This is a genomic window from Clostridium sp. JNZ J1-5 (assembly GCF_053901425.1).
In genome coordinates, this window is the sequence record NZ_CM132773.1 from 2,799,947 (window position 1) to 2,820,068 (window position 20,122).

General features: G+C 31.0%; 15 protein-coding genes. 13 read left to right on the forward strand and 2 right to left on the reverse strand.

Features of this window, described 5'->3' with window-relative positions:
* Positions 1–9 precede the first annotated feature (9 nt).
* Positions 10–2,256 carry a formate C-acetyltransferase gene (gene pflB, locus ACWW38_RS13530; protein ID WP_456258053.1) on the reverse strand — a complete coding sequence of 749 codons (2,247 nt, stop codon included), beginning with the start codon at positions 2,254–2,256 and terminating at the stop codon, positions 10–12.
* Positions 2,257–3,072: 816 nt separating this feature from the next.
* On the opposite strand from pflB, the gene carA reads away from it, so the two are divergent.
* The 13 genes from carA to ACWW38_RS13595 all read left to right on the forward strand — a co-directional run bounded on the left by carA (position 3,073) and on the right by ACWW38_RS13595 (position 19,569).
* On the forward strand, positions 3,073–4,158 hold the full coding sequence (carA, locus tag ACWW38_RS13535; RefSeq protein WP_456258054.1) for a glutamine-hydrolyzing carbamoyl-phosphate synthase small subunit: 1,086 nt from the start codon (positions 3,073–3,075) through the stop codon (positions 4,156–4,158).
* A 23-nt stretch (positions 4,159–4,181) separates the two neighbouring features.
* Positions 4,182–7,370 carry a carbamoyl-phosphate synthase (glutamine-hydrolyzing) large subunit gene (gene carB, locus ACWW38_RS13540; protein ID WP_456258055.1) on the forward strand — a complete coding sequence of 1,063 codons (3,189 nt, stop codon included), beginning with the start codon at positions 4,182–4,184 and terminating at the stop codon, positions 7,368–7,370.
* 321 nt (positions 7,371–7,691) lie between these two features.
* Complete coding sequence (locus tag ACWW38_RS13545; RefSeq protein ID WP_456258056.1) at positions 7,692–8,543, forward strand: hypothetical protein; 852 nt, start codon at positions 7,692–7,694, stop codon at positions 8,541–8,543.
* A 20-nt stretch (positions 8,544–8,563) separates the two neighbouring features.
* Positions 8,564–9,346 (forward strand): sugar phosphate isomerase/epimerase family protein, encoded by a 783-nt coding sequence (locus ACWW38_RS13550; RefSeq protein ID WP_456258057.1) that lies wholly within the window; start codon positions 8,564–8,566, stop codon positions 9,344–9,346.
* A 156-nt stretch (positions 9,347–9,502) separates the two neighbouring features.
* Positions 9,503–10,795 (forward strand): trigger factor, encoded by a 1,293-nt coding sequence (gene tig, locus ACWW38_RS13555; RefSeq protein WP_456258058.1) that lies wholly within the window; start codon positions 9,503–9,505, stop codon positions 10,793–10,795.
* Positions 10,796–10,933: 138 nt separating this feature from the next.
* Positions 10,934–11,518 (forward strand): ATP-dependent Clp endopeptidase proteolytic subunit ClpP, encoded by a 585-nt coding sequence (gene clpP, locus ACWW38_RS13560; protein WP_456258059.1) that lies wholly within the window; start codon positions 10,934–10,936, stop codon positions 11,516–11,518.
* Between the two features lie 19 nt (positions 11,519–11,537).
* Positions 11,538–12,830 carry an ATP-dependent Clp protease ATP-binding subunit ClpX gene (gene clpX / locus ACWW38_RS13565; RefSeq protein ID WP_456258060.1) on the forward strand — a complete coding sequence of 431 codons (1,293 nt, stop codon included), beginning with the start codon at positions 11,538–11,540 and terminating at the stop codon, positions 12,828–12,830.
* Between the two features lie 262 nt (positions 12,831–13,092).
* Positions 13,093–14,775 (forward strand): ATP-dependent protease LonB, encoded by a 1,683-nt coding sequence (gene lonB, locus ACWW38_RS13570; protein WP_456258061.1) that lies wholly within the window; start codon positions 13,093–13,095, stop codon positions 14,773–14,775.
* Positions 14,776–15,079: 304 nt separating this feature from the next.
* Entirely contained in the window at positions 15,080–17,413 is a 2,334-nt protein-coding gene (lon, locus tag ACWW38_RS13575; protein WP_456258062.1) for an endopeptidase La, read from the forward strand.
* The gene (gene yihA, locus ACWW38_RS13580) at positions 17,403–17,999 is read left to right on the forward strand and encodes a ribosome biogenesis GTP-binding protein YihA/YsxC (protein WP_456258063.1); all 597 of its coding nucleotides are present in this window, start codon (positions 17,403–17,405) and stop codon (positions 17,997–17,999) included. Before lon ends, yihA begins: the two co-directional genes overlap by 11 nt.
* Before the next feature lie 198 nt (positions 18,000–18,197).
* Positions 18,198–18,710 carry a hypothetical protein gene (locus tag ACWW38_RS13585; RefSeq protein WP_456258064.1) on the forward strand — a complete coding sequence of 171 codons (513 nt, stop codon included), beginning with the start codon at positions 18,198–18,200 and terminating at the stop codon, positions 18,708–18,710.
* Between the two features lie 39 nt (positions 18,711–18,749).
* Positions 18,750–18,986, forward strand: coding sequence for a hypothetical protein (locus ACWW38_RS13590; protein WP_456258065.1), 237 nt, complete (start codon positions 18,750–18,752; stop codon positions 18,984–18,986).
* Positions 18,987–19,044: 58 nt separating this feature from the next.
* Positions 19,045–19,569, forward strand: coding sequence for a hypothetical protein (locus tag ACWW38_RS13595; protein ID WP_456258066.1), 525 nt, complete (start codon positions 19,045–19,047; stop codon positions 19,567–19,569).
* A gap of 50 nt (positions 19,570–19,619) precedes the next feature.
* Here the strand turns inward: ACWW38_RS13595 and ACWW38_RS13600 are convergent, their stop codons facing one another.
* Positions 19,620–19,973, reverse strand: a complete 354-nt coding sequence (locus ACWW38_RS13600) for a bactofilin family protein (protein WP_456258067.1) — start codon at positions 19,971–19,973, stop codon at positions 19,620–19,622.
* Between the last annotated feature and the right edge of the window lie 149 nt (positions 19,974–20,122).

A 20,122-nucleotide genomic window follows, 5' to 3' on the forward strand; every position in this document is an offset into this window, starting at 1 on the left:
AAGGTTTAGTTACATTTTTTCATGGAAAGTTCTTTTTATAACTTCTAATTGCTGCTGTTTAGTTAATCTATTAAAATGTACTGCATAGCCAGATACTCTTATAGTTAGTGTTGGATAATTATCTGGGTTTTCCATGGCATCTATTAGAGTTTCACGATTTAATACATTAACATTTAAGTGGAAACCTCCTTGAGCAAAATATCCGTCTAAAATATTTACTAAGTTAATTATTCTAGTTTCTGATTCTTTGCCTAATGCATCTGGAACTATTGAGAAAGTGTTAGAAACTCCATCCTGGCACCATTCTCTATAAGGAATTTTAGCTACAGAATTTAATGAAGCAAGAGCTCCATTTAAATCTCTTCCGTGCATTGGATTTGCACCAGGGGCAAGGGCTTCACCTTTTAATCTTCCGTCTGGAGTTGAACCTGTCTTTTTACCATATACTACATTTGAAGTTATAGTAAGTGCTGATAAGGTATGTTCCGCTTCTCTATAAGTTGAATGCTTCTTTAATTCCGATGAGAATTTTTTTACTACTTCTACAGCTATATCATCAACTCTATCGTCGTCATTTCCATACTTAGGAAAGTCTCCTTGAATTTCAAAATCTACTGCAATACCATCTTCATTTCTAATAGGCTTAACTTTAGCATATTTTATTGCACTTAATGAGTCTGCAATACAAGATAATCCTGCTATACCAAATGCCATAAATCTATGGAGATTTGTATCATGAAGAGCCATTTGGCTAGATTCATAAGCATATTTATCGTGCATAAAGTGTATTGTATTCATTGTATTTACATAAAGCTCAGCTACGTACTCTATTACTTTCCAATAACTTTCTTTAACTTTTTTGTAGTCTAGAATTTCATCATCCATTTTTGGGATGTTTGGTATAACTTTTATTATGCTACCATCTTTTTCTCCACACATCTCATCAATACCACCGTTTATAGAGTAAAGCAATGATTTTGCAAGATTAGCACGAGCACCGAAAAGCTGAGTTTGTTTACCTATTTGCATAGCAGAAACACAGCAAGCTATACCATAATCGTCTCCATATATAGGTCTCATTATATCATCATTTTCATATTGAATTGAGTCGGTTATAATTGACATCTTAGCACAGTATTTTTTAAATTCTTCTGGAAGTTTTTCAGACCACAAAACTGTCATATTTGGTTCTGGAGCTGGTCCTAAGTTTGTTAGAGTATGTAAGTATCTAAAGGAAGTTTTAGTAACTAATGGTTTTCCGTTAATTCCAACTCCACCAATAGATTCAGTTATCCAGTTAGGATCTCCAGCAAATAGATCATTATATTCTGGAGTTCTTAAATGTCTTACAAGTCTCAATTTCATAATAAATTGATCTATGATTTCTTGAGCTTCTTCTTCTGTTATCAAACCATTTTTTAAATCTCTTTCTATATATATATCAATAAAAGATGAAGTTCTTCCAAGTGACATAGCCGCACCATTATTTTCTCTTGCACCTGCTAGATAAGAGAAGTATACAGCTTGAACAGCCTCTTTTGCATTTTTAGATGGTTCTGATAAATCAATACCATAACTTGCAGCCATATTTTTAATTTTTTTCAATGCTTTTATTTGTTCTGAAACCTCTTCACGAAGTCTTATAAGAGCTTCTGTGGCATGTCCTTTTAATTCTTTAAAATCTTTCTTTTTTTGTTCTATTAAGAAATTTATGCCGTATAGAGATATTCTTCTATAGTCACCAATGATTCTTCCTCTGCCATAAGCATCAGGTAATCCAGTTAAAAGTCCAACGTGTCGTGCCACTTTAGTTTCCTCAGTATAAGCATCAAATACACCTTCATTATGAGTTTTTCTGAATTCACTGAAAGTATCTTTAAGACCATTTTGCATTTGGAAGCCATATTCTTCAAGTGATTGTTCTACCATTCTCATTCCACCGTAGGGATTCATAATTCTTTTTAGTGGAGCATCTGTTTGAAAGCCTACTATTAATTCATTTTCTTTATCAAGATAACAAGGTTCAAAGTTATCTATGCTAGAAAATTTGCTAGTTTCTATTTCAGATACACCTTCTTTAATATCCTTAACTATAAGAGCATAGGCTTTATTCCATAAATTTTTGGTTCTTTCTGCAGTAGCTTTTAAAAAGCTCTCATCACCTTCGTACAAAGTATAATTTTTTTGTATAAAGTTTCGTACATCGATTTCTTCTGTCCAATGGCCTTCATTAAAGCCTTCCCATTGTTTAAACATATAAAAAACCCCCTTAAAATTCCATCATAATTTCATCTACTATTCCAATATAGTAAAAATAATGGTATCATTGTACTTTAAAGTTATAATATTTTTTCGAACAATAACTATGTTTTTATTATACGATAAAAAAATAAGAAAGTGAATATTAAATTCAAAAAAACTTTGAATACTCGTTATATAACGAATTATGTATGTGAATTATCATAAAAATGTTCGTAAAATTTCTTATTTTATATAGAATTTTAAATTATTGAATCTATGATTGTTAAATGAATAACAATATTTGTATTGACATTTAATATAAGTCGTGTTAACATAAAAAAAATAGTTAATATATTAAGCCTTTAAGATAGTCCGAGAGACTAAAAAGGTACTCATATAAAAATGAAGTATCCTTCTGTCTTAGAGCAGAAGTTTTTTTATGGAAAAAATTAAAATTGAATATATTCATGCCTTTAATTTAGTCCTGAGAGATTAGAAAGGTGCACTTAATTACCTATTAATAAATTTTTGTGTTAAGTTATGCAAAATTTTAACCTTCTGCTCTCCAGCAGAAGGTTTTTTTATTTGTATAGTATTGACATTAAAAATTTAAAATGATAATCTTTGTATAAATATAAGTATAAATGTATAAATATGATTAAGCTGTATGAACAGTTGAAAATTGATACTTATGAGGTTAATAAACACAATAAGCAATTAAATTCTAGATAGGTTTTAAATAGATTTATTATGGGTTTATACAAAGGTTATGCATAAACTTACATGCATGCAGGTATGAATGTATTTATAATTATGAGGAGGTAATATAAAGTGAATGGAACATTATATCTTGAAGATGGAACGGTTTATACTGGAAAAGGTTTTGGCAAAATAGGTACTTCAGTAGGAGAATTAGTATTCAATACTTCTATGACAGGTTATGCAGAGATAGTTACTGACCCATCCTATGCAGGTCAAATTATAAATATGACATATCCGCTGATTGGTAATTATGGAATAAACAAAGAACATTGGGAATCTAAAAAAATATATGCTAGAGGACTTGTGGTTAAATCAGCTTGCGAAATTCCTTCAAATTATACTAGTGAAGAGTCTATTAGTGAAATGCTAGAAAAAATGAATGTTGTTGGAGTTTACGGAGTGGACACAAGAAGTATAACTAAGAAAATAAGAAATAATGGTACCATGAAGTGCGTTATAACAAATGAGAATTTGACAATAGGAGAACTTGAGCAAAAATTAAATAGTTTAAAAAAAGATATAAATTTTGTTGAAGAAGTAAGTACTAAAGAGATATATCATATAAATGGGAAAGGCCACAGAGTTGTGCTTATGGACTTTGGGGCAAAGTCAAATATAATAAGAAATCTAAGTGAAAGAGGATGTCATATTACAGTAGTACCCTATAATACAAGTTTTGAAAAGATAATGGAGCTTAATCCAGATGGAGTAATGCTTAGCAATGGACCTGGAGATCCAAAGGATGTTCTAGAAGCAATTGAAACTGTAAAGAAAGTTATTCAGGTTAAACCAACCTTCGGAATATGTTTAGGACATCAAATTTTAGCTCTTTCACTTGGAGGAGACACATATAAAATGAAGTTTGGACATAGAGGCGGGAATCATGGAGTATATGATATAGAAAAAGATAAAGCATATATAACAGCTCAAAACCATGGTTATGCAGTGGAACCTGAAAGCATAAAAGATAAAGATTTAATGATTACTCATATAAATTTAAATGATAATACAGTAGAGGGAATTAAGCACAAATTCCTCCCAGTATTTTCGGTTCAATTTCACCCAGAAGGTGCACCAGGACCAGCAGATTCAGCTTACCTATTCGATCAGTTTATAAGTAATATGGATAGAAATATTAAAAAGCAAGCTATGTAGGAATACAACGGGGAGGGTAAAATATGTCATTAGATAAAAGTTTAAAAAAGGTTTTAATTTTAGGATCAGGACCTATAATAATAGGACAAGCGGCAGAATTTGATTATTCAGGAACTCAAGCCTGTAAGTCAATAAAAGAAGAAGGAATAGAAACAATCTTAGTTAATAGCAATCCAGCTACCATAATGACAGATATGCACATGGCAGATAAGATATACATTGAGCCACTAAAAACTGAAGTTATAGAAAAGATAATAGAAGAGGAAAAACCTAATGGTATATTAGCTGGATTTGGTGGGCAGACTGCTTTAAATATTGCAATGGAACTTCAAGCAAAAGGAGTTTTAGATAAACATAACGTTAAGTTACTTGGAGTTAATAGCGAATCTATAAAAAAGGCTGAGGATAGAGAAGAATTTAAGAAGTTAATGCTTGAGATAAACGAACCTATTCCAATAAGTACTATTGCGGTTAATCTAGAACAGTGCAAAGAATTTGTTGAAAAGAATGGGTTACCTATAATAATAAGACCAGCATATACTTTAGGAGGAACTGGTGGAGGAATAGCAGAGAGCATGGAGCAGTATTTGGAAATATGTGAGCTTGGTCTTAAAATGAGCCCTATAAATCAAATACTACTTGAACGAAGTGTAGCTGGCTGGAAAGAACTTGAATACGAAGTAATTAGAGATAAAAAGGATAACTGCATAATTATATGTAATATGGAGAATATTGATCCTGTAGGAGTACATACAGGAGATAGCATAGTTGTAGCGCCTTCACAGACATTAACAGATAAACAGTATCATATGCTTAGAAATTCAGCTCTTAAAATTATAAGAAACTTAAAAATTGAAGGTGGTTGTAATATACAATTCGCATTGGATCCACTTAGTGAGAGATATATAGTTATAGAAGTAAATCCAAGAGTTAGTCGTTCTAGCGCACTAGCTTCAAAGGCTGCAGGATATCCAATAGCTAAGATAGCTTCAAAGATAGCAATTGGTTATAGCTTAGATGAATTGAAAAACTATGTAACTCAAAATTCCAGTGCTTGTTTTGAACCAGCCTTAGATTATGTAGTAGTTAAGATGCCTAAATGGCCTTTTGATAAGTTTAATACAGCAGCAAGAACTCTTGGAACACAAATGAAGGCAACTGGTGAAGTTATGGCTATAGATAGAAATTTTGAAAGTGCATTCTTAAAAGCTGTAACTTGTTTGGAAGGTAAAATGATAGGGATAAAGCTTCCAAACGGAAGTGAAATGACAGACGAACAACTTTTAGCAAAAATAAAAATGCAGGATGATGAAAGAATTTTTGCTATAGGAGAAGCTTTCAGAAGAGGTTTTTCCATAGACTTTATATATGAAATGACAAAAATAGATAAATGGTTTTTAAATAAGATAAACAACATGGTTCAGATAGAAAAGAGATTAGAAAGTAAAAATATAGACAATGAGCTAATTTGTGATGCTAGTACTTTAGGATTTACAGATGAGCAAATAAGTAAGCTATCTAATGTAGATGTAAAAAAGATAGAAATAGTTAAAAAATTAAAAGATATATATCCTGTCTACAAGATGGTTGATACCTGCAGTGGAGAATTTGAAGCAAAAACACCTTACTATTATTCTTGTTATGATAGTGAAGATGAAAATGTAGTATCAGATAAGGAAAAAATAATGGTAATAGGATCTGGACCTATAAGAATTGGCCAAGGGATAGAATTTGATTACTGCTGTGTCCATGGTGCTTGGGCAATAAATAAAGCAGGATATGAATCAATAATGGTAAATAATAATCCTGAAACAGTAAGTACGGATTTTGATACTTCTGATAAACTTTATTTTGAGTCTCTATATATAGATGATGTTATGAATGTAATAAGAAAAGAAAATCCAAAAGGAGTAATACTTCAATTTGGAGGACAAACATCAATTAATCTTGCTGAGAAACTATCCCAAAGGGGAGTAAATATTCTAGGAACTAGTTTTGAATCAATAGATTTAGCAGAAGATAGAGATAAATTCAGAAACCTGTTAGAAGAATTAAATATAAAAACTCCAACAGGAAGAGCAGTTACTAATGTAGAAGAGGCTTATGAGGCAGTAAAAGAGTTGGGGTATCCGGTTATAGTAAGACCTTCTTATGTAATAGGCGGAAGAGCAATGGAAGTTATATATGATAAACAAGCTCTAGAAAAATATATGAGGGAAGCAGTAAGCTTAAATAATGAACACACAATAATTGTGGATAAGTATGTTAAAGGAACAGAAATTGAAGTAGATGCATTATCAGATGGAGAAGATGTGTTAATTCCCGGAATAATGGAGCACATAGAGAGAACAGGGGTGCATTCTGGAGACAGTATAACAGTTTATCCTTATATAACCCTAAATGATGACACTGTAAATAAGCTAGTGGAAAACACTAAAAAGATAGTAAAAGCACTTAATATAAAAGGATTAGTTAATATTCAATATGTCTATGATGGAAAAGATGTTTATGTAATTGAAGTTAATCCTAGAGCGTCAAGAACTGTGCCTATATTAAGCAAGGTAACAGGTGTGCCAATGGTAAATATAGCTGTACAGATTATGCTTGAAAAAAGGTTAAAAGATATAGGGTATGGTACAGGGCTTATGAAACAAAATAAAATGCACGCAGTTAAAGTACCAGTATTCTCTAATGAAAAACTTGCTGATGTAGATACCTACTTGGGACCGGAAATGAAGTCTACAGGGGAAGTTTTAGGAATAGATTATGATCTAAATAAGGCTATATACAAAGGATTCATAGCAGCAGGAATAAATATAGAAACTAAAGGAGCCATTTATGTTTCCCTTAAAGATGTTGATAAACTAGAAGGAATTAATATAATAAAAGACTACTACAACATGGGATTCAAAATTTATAGCTCTAAAGGTACAGGAGAAGCGTTAAAGGAAAACAATATAGAGTGTGAAGAAATAGAAATAGATAATTTATTCCAGCTTGTAAGCAAGGGTGAAATTAGTTTAATAATTAATACACCAACTAAAGGAAATAACCATTCCAGTACAGGATTTAAAGTAAGAAGAAAAGCAGCTGAATATAAAGTGCCTGTATTCACATGTATAGATACAGCAAGGATATTTTTAAAAACAATTCAGCTGGTAAAGAATAATGAAGAAATAGTATATAGACCTTTAAATAAATATTTTATCTAACATTAATCTTAAATAGGACTAATTATAAGTAAATTTGAGGAGGCCAAAGATTTTTTGAATCTTTGGCTTTTTTCTGCATAATATATTTGTATCAAAGCAGAAAATAGTATTATAATTATAATGTATGTTAATTTTAGCATGTAGATTATAATTAATCCGATGACTACCCGCTCTAATACTCCCGTCTTTTTCAAAGTGGGAGTAAAGAGCGGCTACGTCCCTGGATAACGATTTCTAAGCGTCAGAGGGAGTAAAAACTCCATCTGAAGCCAAGAACTCTGTTTATGTAATGATTAAGAAGATTAGGCAGGAGGTGACCATGTGCCAAAACCTAGTATTTTTAGTAAAGATTATGATGAAAAAATGAGAAAGAGAAAAAGAAATAAGATAATAGCTGTAGTTATAATACTTATTATTGTCTTAATAATTATATTCAGTGGAAGTATTGATAAAATATTTGGCAAGAAAGTTAGAGCTGGTCTTAATAAAATAAAAACCAAAATAACTGTAGAAGAAGATAAGGGGACTACGGATAAATCTAAAGATGAAAGTAAAGATAAAGACAAAGAATCTAGTAAAGATTCTACGGATAAAAAGACAGAGAATAAAAATGTAGAAAATAAAAATGAAAACACTAAATCAGGGCCTGCAAAAACAGGAGAATATGCTATAAAGCTTTCTAATGGTGAAGATGTAAAATTGCTTTATAACATAGTAAATAATCAAAAACAATTTACTGGCTTAACACCAAATACTATAAGTTATGATATAAGTCCATCTAAAAATAATATGGTTATAATAGAAAAAGGTACCCAAAACTTTATACTCATAGATATTAACGGTAATAAAAAGGACATTACTAAAACACAGTACACATCAAGTAAAGGTACCGTATTTATTAAAGATAATGTGATAAAACAAAATAGTAGTTATATATGGTGTGCTTCTCCTAAATTTATAAATGATGATAATATAGCATATTTATCTCAGCTGCCATGGTTTAATAGACAAAATGAAAAATTTTTATGGAAATATACTATAAGTACAAATAATCATCAACATAATCTTTCCCCACAAGGAGGAGAAATTTCAGGAACAGAAATAAAATATGGGAATATTGCCCCAGAAGGACTAGAAGTAATAGTTGATGGACAAAGTAATATCATTAAATAAAGTAAGGACGGTTATAATAATTGGAAATAGGAATTTCATCAGCATGTTTTTATCCACAAGTAGATTTAGAAAATACAATAAGCTTAATGAAAAAGTTAGGATTTAACAGAGGAGAATTGTTTTTAAATTGCCCAAGCGAATTTGAAGATAGCTTTATAGATAGGCTCATAGAGGAAAGTATAAAAAATGAATTCAGTATAAATTCTATACATCCATTTTCATCTTTTTTTGAACCCCATCTCTTTGATACCTATAAAAGAAGAAGAGATGATATGATGAAATATTTTAAAGCTGTATGCAGAGCAGGAAAAAGGCTAGGAGCAGAATATTACACTTTTCATGGTATGAGAAATGTAGATTTTAAGTTTTTCAATCATAATAATATAATAGATATATATGATGAACTTATTTATACATCATCGGAAATAGGAATAAAGCTAGCACAGGAAAATGTGTCCTGGTGTATGTCATCAAATACAGAGTTTTTAGAAACAATTCAGGAAAAATGTAAATATGAAATAAATTTTACATTAGATATAAAACAGGCATATAGAGCAGGAATCTCCATAGAAGATTATATAAAAGTCATGGGAAATAGAATAGTTAATTTCCATATTAATGATGTAGATGAGAATAATATGTGTATATTGCCGGGCAAGGGAATGGTGGATTACCAAGACATATGTAAAAGATTAAAAGGTGTTGGATATACAGGTATAGGAATAATAGAAGTATATAGTGACAATTATAGAAAATATAATGAGTTAATAGATAGCAGGGAATATTTAACAAAAATGCTATAAAACTTATATAAAATTATTGTTGTAATAAAACTTTTAGTATATAATTATTATAATTGCGAAAAAAATGATTATATATATTTGTAAAAAAAATATAATATGTGTTATAATGTATGAAGTCAAAATAAGTACTTACGGTGATTGGGAGGAATAAATTTAATGAACACTAAGATCGAAAAAGTAGAAAATAATGTTGTAAAACTAGAAATAACAGTAGAAAAAGAAAAATTCAATGAAGCTATAAAGAAAGCATATAAGAAAAATGTAGGAAGATTCAATATTCCTGGATTTAGAAAAGGTAAAGCACCATTTAATATTGTTACTAGATATTATGGAGAAGGTGTATTCTACGAAGATGCTATAAATTATTGCTGTGAGGAGACATATCCAAATGCTGTAGAAGAGCATAATTTATTACCTGTAGACTACCCAAAAATAGATGTAGTTGAAATAGGTTCAGATAAAGACTTTGTATATAGTGCTGAAGTAACAGTTAAACCAGAAGTAAAACTTAATGAATATAAAGGTTTAGAAGTAAAAAAGAATACATATAATGTAACTGATGAAGATGTTGAAAAAGAAGTAAAAGCAATGCAAGAAAAGAATGCAAGAATTATGGTTAAAGAAGACGGAACTGTAGAAAAAGGCGACATAGTTAAAATTGATTTTAAAGGATTTATAGATGATGTAGCATTTGAAGGTGGAGAAGCAGAAGACTATTCACTAGAAATTGGATCAGGAACATTTATAGATAACTTTGAAGATCAATTAGTTGGATTAAAAGTTGGAGAAGAAAAAGATATAAATGTAAGCTTCCCTGAAAACTATGGAAGAGAAGAATTAAATGGAAAACCTGCAGTATTCAAGGTTAAAGTTAAAGAAATAAAATCAAAAGAATTACCAGCAATGGATGATGAATTTGCAAAAGAAGTTTCAGAATTTGATACTTTAGATGCTTTAAAATCAGATATTAGAACAAAATTAGAAACTACTAATAAAGATAGAGAAAAAGCTGAATATGAAGAAGCAGTTTTAGAAGCAGTTTGTGAGAAAGCTGAAATTGAAATTCCACAAGTTATGATAGATAAAGAAACAGATATGATGATTAAAGATTTAGAAATGAGATTACAATATCAAGGATTAGATCTTCAAACATATTATCAATACACAAATAATTCAGAAGAAAAAGTTAGAGAATATATGAGAGAAACTGCTGAAAAGAGAGTAAAAACTGAATTAGTTCTTGAAAAAATAGCAAAAGAAGAAAAAATTGAAGCTACTGAAGAAGAAATAAAAGAAAAAGCAGGAGAAATGGTAAAACAATACGGAAGTAAAGAACCAGAAAAATTAATAGATGCTATAATGAGTACACAAAAACAATATTTAGCTACTCAAATAGTTAATGAAAAAGCAATAAAACTTTTAGTTAATAACAGCAAAGAAATAGCATAATATAAATAAAAAGAATTAATTGCCAGAAATATTTCTGGCAATTAATTTTACAATAAAATATCCGAAAATATGAATATCATCATTGATATAGGTGATAATCATAAAGAGTAGATTAATTAATAAGGAGGAGAGATTAATATGAGTTTAGTACCAGTGGTAGTTGAGCAGACTAATAGAGGAGAAAGATCTTACGATATTTATTCAAGATTATTAAAAGAAAGAATAGTGTTTTTAGGAGAAGAAGTAAATGACGTTACAGCTAGTTTAGTTGTTGCACAATTATTATTTTTAGAAGGAGAAGATCCGGATAAAGATATTTATTTATATATAAACAGTCCTGGAGGTTCAATTACAGCTGGGATGGCTATATATGATACAATGCAATATATAAAACCTGACGTATCTACTATATGTGTTGGTATGGCTGCTTCTATGGGGGCATTCCTTTTAGCTTCAGGAGCACCAGGAAAAAGATTTGCACTTCCAAATAGTGAAATAATGATACATCAACCATTAGGAGGATTCCAAGGTCAAGCTACTGATATTGATATTCATGCAAAAAGAATTTTAAGAATAAAAGATAAATTAAATAAAATATTAAGCGAGAGAACAGGAAAGCCATTAGAACAAATACAAAAGGATGTTGAAAGAGATAATTTCATGGAGGCTTATGAAGCCAAAGAATATGGTTTAATAGACGACGTTGTAACTAGAAAGAAATAAACCTAAGTGAGGTGTTGGAATGTCTAAATATGAGGATAAGAAACAATTAAAGTGTTCATTTTGTGGAAAGAATCAAGAACAAGTGAAAAGATTAATAGCTGGACCAGGAGTATATATATGTGATGAATGTATAGATTTATGCTCAGAAATTATAGCAGACGAATTTGAAGAAAATATACAAGTTGACATTAGTTCACTTCCAAAGCCAAACGAAATAAAGGAATATCTTGATCAATATGTAATAGGTCAAGATGATGCTAAAAAATCATTGGCAGTAGCTGTATACAATCATTATAAGAGAATAAATGCAGCTGTTGATGTAGATGATGTAGAACTTCAAAAAAGTAATATACTTCTTTTAGGACCTACAGGTTCCGGAAAGACTTTATTAGCTCAAACTTTAGCAAAACTTCTTAATGTACCTTTTGCCATTGCTGATGCAACTACATTAACTGAAGCAGGTTATGTTGGAGAAGATGTTGAAAATATACTTTTAAAGTTAATCCAAAATGCTGATTATGATATAGAAAAGGCTGAAAGAGGGATAATCTACATCGATGAAATAGATAAAATTGCTAGAAAGTCTGAGAACCCTTCAATAACAAGAGACGTATCAGGTGAAGGAGTACAACAAGCCTTATTAAAAATTCTTGAAGGAACAGTTGCTTCAGTACCTCCACAAGGTGGAAGAAAACATCCTCATCAAGAATTTATACAGATTAATACATCAAACATATTATTTATATGTGGTGGAGCTTTTGATGGCGTGGATAAAATTATAGAGAAGAGAACAAGAAAAGCTACATTAGGATTTGGCTCTGAAATTCAAAGTAAAGACAAAAAAGATATAGGAGAACTATTGAGAAACATAGTTCCAGAAGATTTACTGAAGTTTGGACTAATACCTGAATTCGTAGGAAGATTGCCTATACTTGTAACACTTGATTTATTAGACAATGAAGCACTTGTAAAGATATTAAAAGAACCAAAAAATGCTCTTGTAAAACAATATCAAAAATTATTGCTTATGGATAATGTAGAATTAGAATTTGAAGATGAAGCTCTGAAATTAATTGCAGATGAAGCAATAGAAAGAAAAACTGGAGCAAGAGGACTTAGAGCTATAATAGAAGACATAATGAGAGATATAATGTTCGATATACCGTCTAAAGAAGATATTCAGAAAGTTATAATAAATGAGAATACTATAAAGACAAAGCAGCCAGAAACAGTTCTAACAGACGGAGAGCCTAGGCAAGCTATTGCTCAGCAAAAGCGTAAGAGAAAGAAAAGAGGAATAGAAACAGCATAAGCATAATATAAAAAGCTAAATTATAAAGGATAGAGCACTAACACAACTCTATCCTTTAATCTTTTGTGAAAAATTATAAGTAAAGCAAAGTAATGAGCTTCTATAGAATTCCATTATTTTAATGGACTAATGAGGAGTTTTAAAATTTTATTAGAAAGAGCTTGACTAAAATTCTAAATAGAGAATATATTGCCCCTATTTGCACAAAATACAAAAAGAGAAGAAGTATTTAAAAATTATAAGAAAAGGGGATGATAATATAATGTCAGGCTCAATATTAAGTGTAATCAGTTTAGGTGTTACAATTATAATGGGAATGTATTTTTTCAATGCCTTAAAAGAACAAACTGGAAATAAAATGGTAGTTACAAGAGAGAACAAGAAGGAAATGGAAAAGTTAAGAATAATGAGAAATATTAGATTAACAGAGCCTCTCACAGAAAAAAGTAGACCAACTTCCTTTGAAGAAATAATAGGACAGGAAAAAGGAATAAAGGCACTACAAGCTGCAATCTGTGGACCTAATCCTCAACATGTAATAATATATGGACCACCGGGAATTGGAAAAACTGCAGCGGCAAGACTGGTATTGGAATATGCTAAAGAGAGAAAATCATCACCTTTTAAGGAGAATGCTAAATTTGTTGAAATAGATGCTACAACTGTAAGATTTGATGATAGAGGAATAGCAGATCCACTTATTGGTTCAGTTCATGACCCAATATATCAAGGAGCAGGGCCTCTAGGAAGTGCAGGTATACCTCAGCCTAAACCAGGAGCTGTTACAAAGGCACATGGCGGAGTTCTATTTATAGACGAAATAGGAGAACTTCACCCAATAGAGATGAATAAGCTTCTAAAAGTAATGGAAGACAGAAGAGTGTTTTTAGATAGTGCATACTACAATTCAGAGGATAATAATATGCCGGAATACATAAGGGAAGTTTTTGACAATGGGCTTCCAGCAGATTTTAGGCTTATAGGTGCTACAACTAGAAATCCGGAAGAAATATGTCCAGCAATAAGATCAAGATGCGTTGAAGTATATTTTAGAGCGCTTTTACAGGAAGAAATAGAGATTATAGTACAAAATGCTGTAGATAAGATTGGATTTAAAATAGACGAAAAAGCAAAGAAGATGGTAGGTAAGTACTCTAATAATGGAAGAGATGCTGTAAGTTTAGTTCAACTTGGATCGGGAATAGCTTTAAATGAGGATAGAGATATAATAGAAGTTGCAGATATAGAATGGATTATAGAAAATGGTCAGTATTCGCCAAGACCTGAAAAAAATGTACCAGAAAAATCTCAAGTTGGGTATGTGAATGGTCTAGCAGTATATGGAGCCAATATGGGAACTATTATGGAGATAGAGGCAAGTGCTGTAAAAGTTTCATCAAGAGAAGGAAGGCTTACTATAACAGGTATAGTTGAAGAAGAAGAAATAAGTAGTACGAATAAAAAAGTGAGAAGAAAAAGCACAGCAAGGGCATCAATTGAAAATGTATTAACAGTATTAGAAAAGATATTTAATATAGATTGTGATAAATATGATATACACGTAAATTTTCCAGGGGGAATGCCTGTAGATGGCCCATCAGCTGGAATAAGTATGGTTACAGCTATATATAGTGCTATAAAAGGTTTTCCTATAGATTGTAAAGTAGCTATGACAGGAGAAATATCCATTCATGGTAGGGTAAAACCAATAGGAGGAGTCAACGCCAAAATATCAGCTGCTAAAAAAGCAGGAGCAAAACGAGTAATTATTCCTAAAGAAAATTGGCAAGATAGATTTAAAAATGAAGAAGATATTAAAATTATTCCAGTAGTAGATATTAAAGAAGTAATTAGCTTAGCAGTGATGGAAGAAGTTAAAAAAGAAGAGGATGCTGTTCTAGAAATAAATTCTAATGTAGATATTCTAACAGCTGAATCTTTATAGTATAAAAAATTAGTATCTTTATCTGATAACTAAGCCGCCCTAATACTACCATTACTATCTGGAAAAGTGCTTTACTCTAAATCTGAGATTTGAGTTTTCAGCTTTTCTTTAAAGTGGAAGTAAAGAGCGGCTATGTTTTTATTTAATGATTTTTTATTAAGTTCTATATACTAATGCAAATGATAAAAAGGCTAATTGCTAAACTAATTGAAAAAAAGTCAGTTTATAGGTATAATAGCATAGTATAAAATAATCTGAACATTATATACCACAATAATATTAAATCTAGAAGTGGGGGAAAAACATGGAAAAACAGTTAAGAGTTCTTCCTTTAATTCCGTTAAGAGGTATAACAATATTTCCTCATATGGTATTGCATTTTGATGTAGGGAGAGAAAAATCTCTTCTAGCAGTGGAAGAAGCAATGCTAAATGGTCAGGAAATTTTCTTAGCTGCCCAAAGAGAAGCGAAGATTGAAGAACCGGAAGAAAAAGATATTTTTAGTATAGGAACTATATGTAACATAAAGCAAATTTTAAAACTTCCAGGAGATACTATTAGAGTATTGGTTGAAGGGGAATATAGAGCTAGATTAATTAAGTATGTAGATAAAGAACCTTTCTTTAAAACAGAGGTTGAGAAATTAGAAGATAATGAATGCGTGGATGATGACAAATGCGAGGCGTTAACTAGATTAGTAAAAGAGTCATTTGAAGAATATATGAGACTATCAAACACTATTTCATCAGAAGTTCTAGTAAATCTAGATGAATTAGATGAACCAGGAAGATTTGCTGATGTAATAAGTTCATATCTAACTCTAAAAGAAGAAAAGAAGCAGGAGCTACTAGAAGCCTATGATGTACATGATAGATTAGAGAAATTACTACTAATCATAAAAAATGAAATTGAAATTTTGAAAATAGAAAAAAAGATAGGCATTAAGGTAAAAAATAAGATAGACAAATCTCAAAAGGAATATTTCCTAAGAGAACAGCTTAGAGCAATACAAGAAGAGCTTGGAGAAGATGACGAGAGCAAAAAAGAAATAGATGAATATGCTAAAAAAATAAAAAAAGCTAAATTACCTAAGGAAGTAAAAGATAAGGCACTTTATGAATTAAATAGACTTAAGAATACAGGTACTTATTCCTCAGAAGGTGGAGTAATAAGAACTTATCTTGATTGGGTTTTAGACATTCCATGGAATAAGAAAACTAATGATAATCTTGATATTAAAAAAGCAAGAAAAATATTAGAAGATGAGCACTATGGATTAGAAGATGTTAAAGATAGAATAATAGAGTTTTTAGCAATTAAAAGTATAAGTAAGTCATTAAAGGGTCCTATACTATGTTTAGTTGGTCCACCGGGAGTTGGAAAAACATCTATAGCAAGATCAATTGCAAATGCCCTAAATAGAAATTTTGTTAGAATGTCACTAGGCGGAGTTAGAGATGAGGCAGAGATAAGAGGACATAGAAGAACATATGTAGGGGCTATTCCAGGAAGAATAGTTTATGGAATGAAACAAGCTGGATCAAAAAATCCATTATTCTTATTAGATGAAATTGATAAGTTAAATGGAGACTTTAGAGGAGATCCTGCTAGTGCCCTATTAGAAGTGCTTGATGCTGAGCAAAATAATACATTTAGAGATCATTACTTAGAACTAGATTTAGATTTATCAGAAGTAATGTTTTTAACTACTGCTAATAGTTTAGATACTATACCAAGACCTCTTTTAGATAGAATGGAAGTAATAGAGGTTTCAGGTTACACTTATGAAGAAAAGTTCCATATAGCAAAAAGACATTTAATTAAAAAAGAGCTTAATGAGCATAACCTAGGAGAAGATAAAATAACTTTTTCAGATTCAGCTATATACAAAATAATTGAAGACTATACAAGAGAATCTGGAGTAAGAAATTTAGAGAGAAAAATAGCTGCTGCAATAAGAAAAGCTATAGCTGATATGTTGGAAAAAGATAAAGAGAATATAAACATAACAGCAAATCATATAAGAAAATATTTAGGACCTGAAGTATTTATTTACGATAAAATTGATAAAGAAGATAAAATAGGTGTTGTTACTGGAATGGCTTGGACAGGATATGGCGGGGATACACTACCAGTAGAAGTTACAGTGATGCAGGGTAAAGGTAAGCTGCAGCTTACTGGACAACTTGGTGATGTAATGAAAGAATCTGCTGAAGCAGGATACAGTTATGTCAGAGCAAATGCAGAAAAGTATGGCATAAATGCAGACTTTTATAAAGAAAAAGATATACACATACATGCACCAGAAGGAGCTGTGCCCAAAGATGGTCCTTCAGCCGGAGTAACAATGATAACTGCTATGGTATCTGCACTAAGTAATAAAAAAATAAAACATAATGTAGCTATGACAGGGGAGATAACACTTACTGGAAGAGTACTCCCAATTGGTGGACTTAAAGAAAAAACTCTAGCAGCCTTTAGAGCAGGGATTGATACAATAATAGTTCCTAAAGCAAATGAAAAAGATTTGAAAAAGATACCAAAATCAGTTTTAAGCAAAATGAAGGTTGTATTAGCGGAAAAGATAGAGGACGTTTTAGAAAATGCCCTTGTAGGAGATAAGAAAAATGATAATTAAAAAGTCGGAATTTATAACATCAGCGGTTAAACCTAGTCAATATCCTACAGATAATAGAACTGAAATAGCATTTGTTGGTAGATCAAATGCAGGTAAATCATCATTAATAAATACAGTTACAAATAGAAGAAAACTTGCTAAAACTAGTTCTACTCCTGGTAAAACTAGATTAATAAACTTTTTTCTAATAAATGATGGATTTTATTTTGTTGATTTGCCAGGATACGGCTTTGCTAAAGTGTCAAAAAGTGAACAGGAAAAATGGGGTCAAATGATGGAAAATTATTTAATCGATAGACCACAGCTAATGAGAATAGCATTACTTGTAGACTCTAGACACAAACCAACTAAAGAAGACGTTCAAATGTATGAATGGATTAAATATTACGGATATGAAGTAATAATAGTAGCTACTAAAAGCGATAAATTGAAAAGAAATGAATATCAAAAGAATAAAAAGATTATAGAAGAGACTTTAAATATAAGAGAACAAGATAAGTTTATTTTCTTTTCAGCTTTAAATAAAGAAGGAAAAGATGAAATTATAGAAATTTTAACAGAAGGAATAGTTTTAGAAGATGTATAGAATGTTTTTATTTACCTATATTTAAAACTCTCCTCAAGTAATGTAAGGCTATTTAGTAAAGTGTTGATTTCATGATACAGAAAGTCAATACTTTATTAAAATATAGCCTTATTTTTTTTGTGTCAAATTAAAATGATAATGAATAGTATATATTATAAACAAAAGAAGAAGTAGGATGGGCAGAAAGGGGGAGGTAAAGTGGATCTAAACAACTTAGAGGGCGTAAGCTCTTGGATAAACAATCTAACAGGCGGGGCTGGCATTGAGGGTCTCGGCGATATTGGTAAGCTCACCGGCCTATTAGGTTCTAGAGGGGGCGGATTAGGATTTGGAAGAAGGTTTCCAATAATCTTAATTTTACTTTTACTAGTCCTATTTGGCAATAGAGGAGGAGTATCCAATTGTAATTACCCACAACAATACGCATGCTGCTGTTATAAGAGAAAACATCGCAAACATCATAGAAGAAGATGCTGCTGCTGTGGCGGACAGGGTCAATTTGGATTTGGTGGTCAATTCGGCCAAGGCGGCTTTGGAGGCTCTAGTAATATAATATTCATTATAATAATCTTGCTTCTAATACGCACAGGCAGAAGAGATTGCGAAATGCCAACTACTGACACATGTGATATCTTCAACTTTAATGCCGATGATGTTAGAGGAACTGAAGATCAAGATGTAGACTTTACAGTAGCTAATGAAGAAGAATAGATTACATTGAAACCATGGCCCAAGAAGGGGGGGTATATCATGTCAAGAAAATATAAAGACTGTGGATGCGAATGCGGATATCCTATGGGATACGGACCTGTAGCTGGAATAGCTAGCGGATGCGGTGGATTTGATCCATGTAGATTAGCATTGTTTCTATTAATATTAAAGAGAGCATGCATTATAGACCACGAAACTGCAACAATATTAATATTCTTATTCTTACTTTGCTGCAGAGGATTTGGCTCAAGAGGTATTTGTGCAGGCGGATATTAATACCAAAATTAAAGGAGGGCTATATGCCCTCCTATTTATAGAATAGAGAGGTGATAAAATGTCAAAAAGTAGAAAACATAGAAGAGATAATAGAGACTATGATGAGATAAATGAATTTAACAATACGAATCCTGGACTTGGTAATTTAGCATCTATATTGGGAAATATAGACATAAATCAAATAACCTCTCTTCTAAATTCAACAGGTATCTTGAACAATTTGAGTAATAATAATTCAGTAAATGAAGATAAATCAAATGGAGAACAAAGAGAGAGTAATGGAAACTTATTAAATAATATAGATATTGGGCAATTGCTTAGCCAAGCTAATGCCTTAAATAATATGATTGTAAATGGAAATGAAAATGGAAATGGAAATGAGCCTAGCGGTGAAGAACGTAGAGAAAGGCATGGCAAAAGTAAGTCTAATAAAGAAAAAAATTATAATCAGCAACAGCCATCCAATCAGAATAAGCAAGATTCAATAACTGGACTTTTAAATGCTGTAAAACATTTAGTAACTCCAGATAAAGCTGAAATAATAGATAGAATAATTGAATTATATGTTCAAGGAAAAATTTAAAATGGAACATAATATAAACTTCCAGAAAAGGAAGTTTATATTTTTACGTGCTACTCATGGCATTCATTTAATTTCATATTGCAATTACCAGTAAAGCTTCCACCTTGATTAATTACTAATGCATTCATTGTAATGTCGCCAATTATCTGACCAGAACTTTGTATAGTTAATGCATCTTCACAGAAAATGTTACCTTGTACCTTGCCATTAATAACAGCATTTTTACAAGAAATATTACCTATACATATTGAAGAAGATTCAAGTAAGATGTTGTCATCCCATATAATATCCCCGTCTATTATTCCATCAATTTTGAGTAGTCCCTTTCCTGACAGAGTACCTACAAATTTACACTGCTTTCCCAGAAGATTTTCGATTTTATGCATATCCTTATCACTAAACAAGAAAACACCTCCATACTTATCACAGACTATATTATAAGGTTCAGTTTTAAATGAATGTTGTTTTTCACATTAATTTAAAATTTAAGAAATAAATACATTTTAATATATGTTTATTTAAACTTATGATTAATATTACAAAATTATAATTA

Bases quoted from the DNA above. Each gene is read 5' to 3' on its own strand.
- pflB (WP_456258053.1), bottom strand. From the start codon at position 2,256: ATGTTTAAACAATGGGAAGGCTTTAATGAAGGCCATTGGACAGAAGAA.
- carB (WP_456258055.1), top strand. From the start codon at position 4,182: ATGTCATTAGATAAAAGTTTAAAAAAGGTTTTAATTTTAGGATCAGGA.
- tig (WP_456258058.1), top strand. From the start codon at position 9,503: ATGAACACTAAGATCGAAAAAGTAGAAAATAATGTTGTAAAACTAGAA.
- clpP (WP_456258059.1), top strand. From the start codon at position 10,934: ATGAGTTTAGTACCAGTGGTAGTTGAGCAGACTAATAGAGGAGAAAGA.
- clpX (WP_456258060.1), top strand. From the start codon at position 11,538: ATGTCTAAATATGAGGATAAGAAACAATTAAAGTGTTCATTTTGTGGA.
- lonB (WP_456258061.1), top strand. From the start codon at position 13,093: ATGTCAGGCTCAATATTAAGTGTAATCAGTTTAGGTGTTACAATTATA.
- lon (WP_456258062.1), top strand. From the start codon at position 15,080: ATGGAAAAACAGTTAAGAGTTCTTCCTTTAATTCCGTTAAGAGGTATA.
- yihA (WP_456258063.1), top strand. From the start codon at position 17,403: ATGATAATTAAAAAGTCGGAATTTATAACATCAGCGGTTAAACCTAGT.
- ACWW38_RS13590 (WP_456258065.1), top strand. From the start codon at position 18,750: ATGTCAAGAAAATATAAAGACTGTGGATGCGAATGCGGATATCCTATG.
- ACWW38_RS13595 (WP_456258066.1), top strand. From the start codon at position 19,045: ATGTCAAAAAGTAGAAAACATAGAAGAGATAATAGAGACTATGATGAG.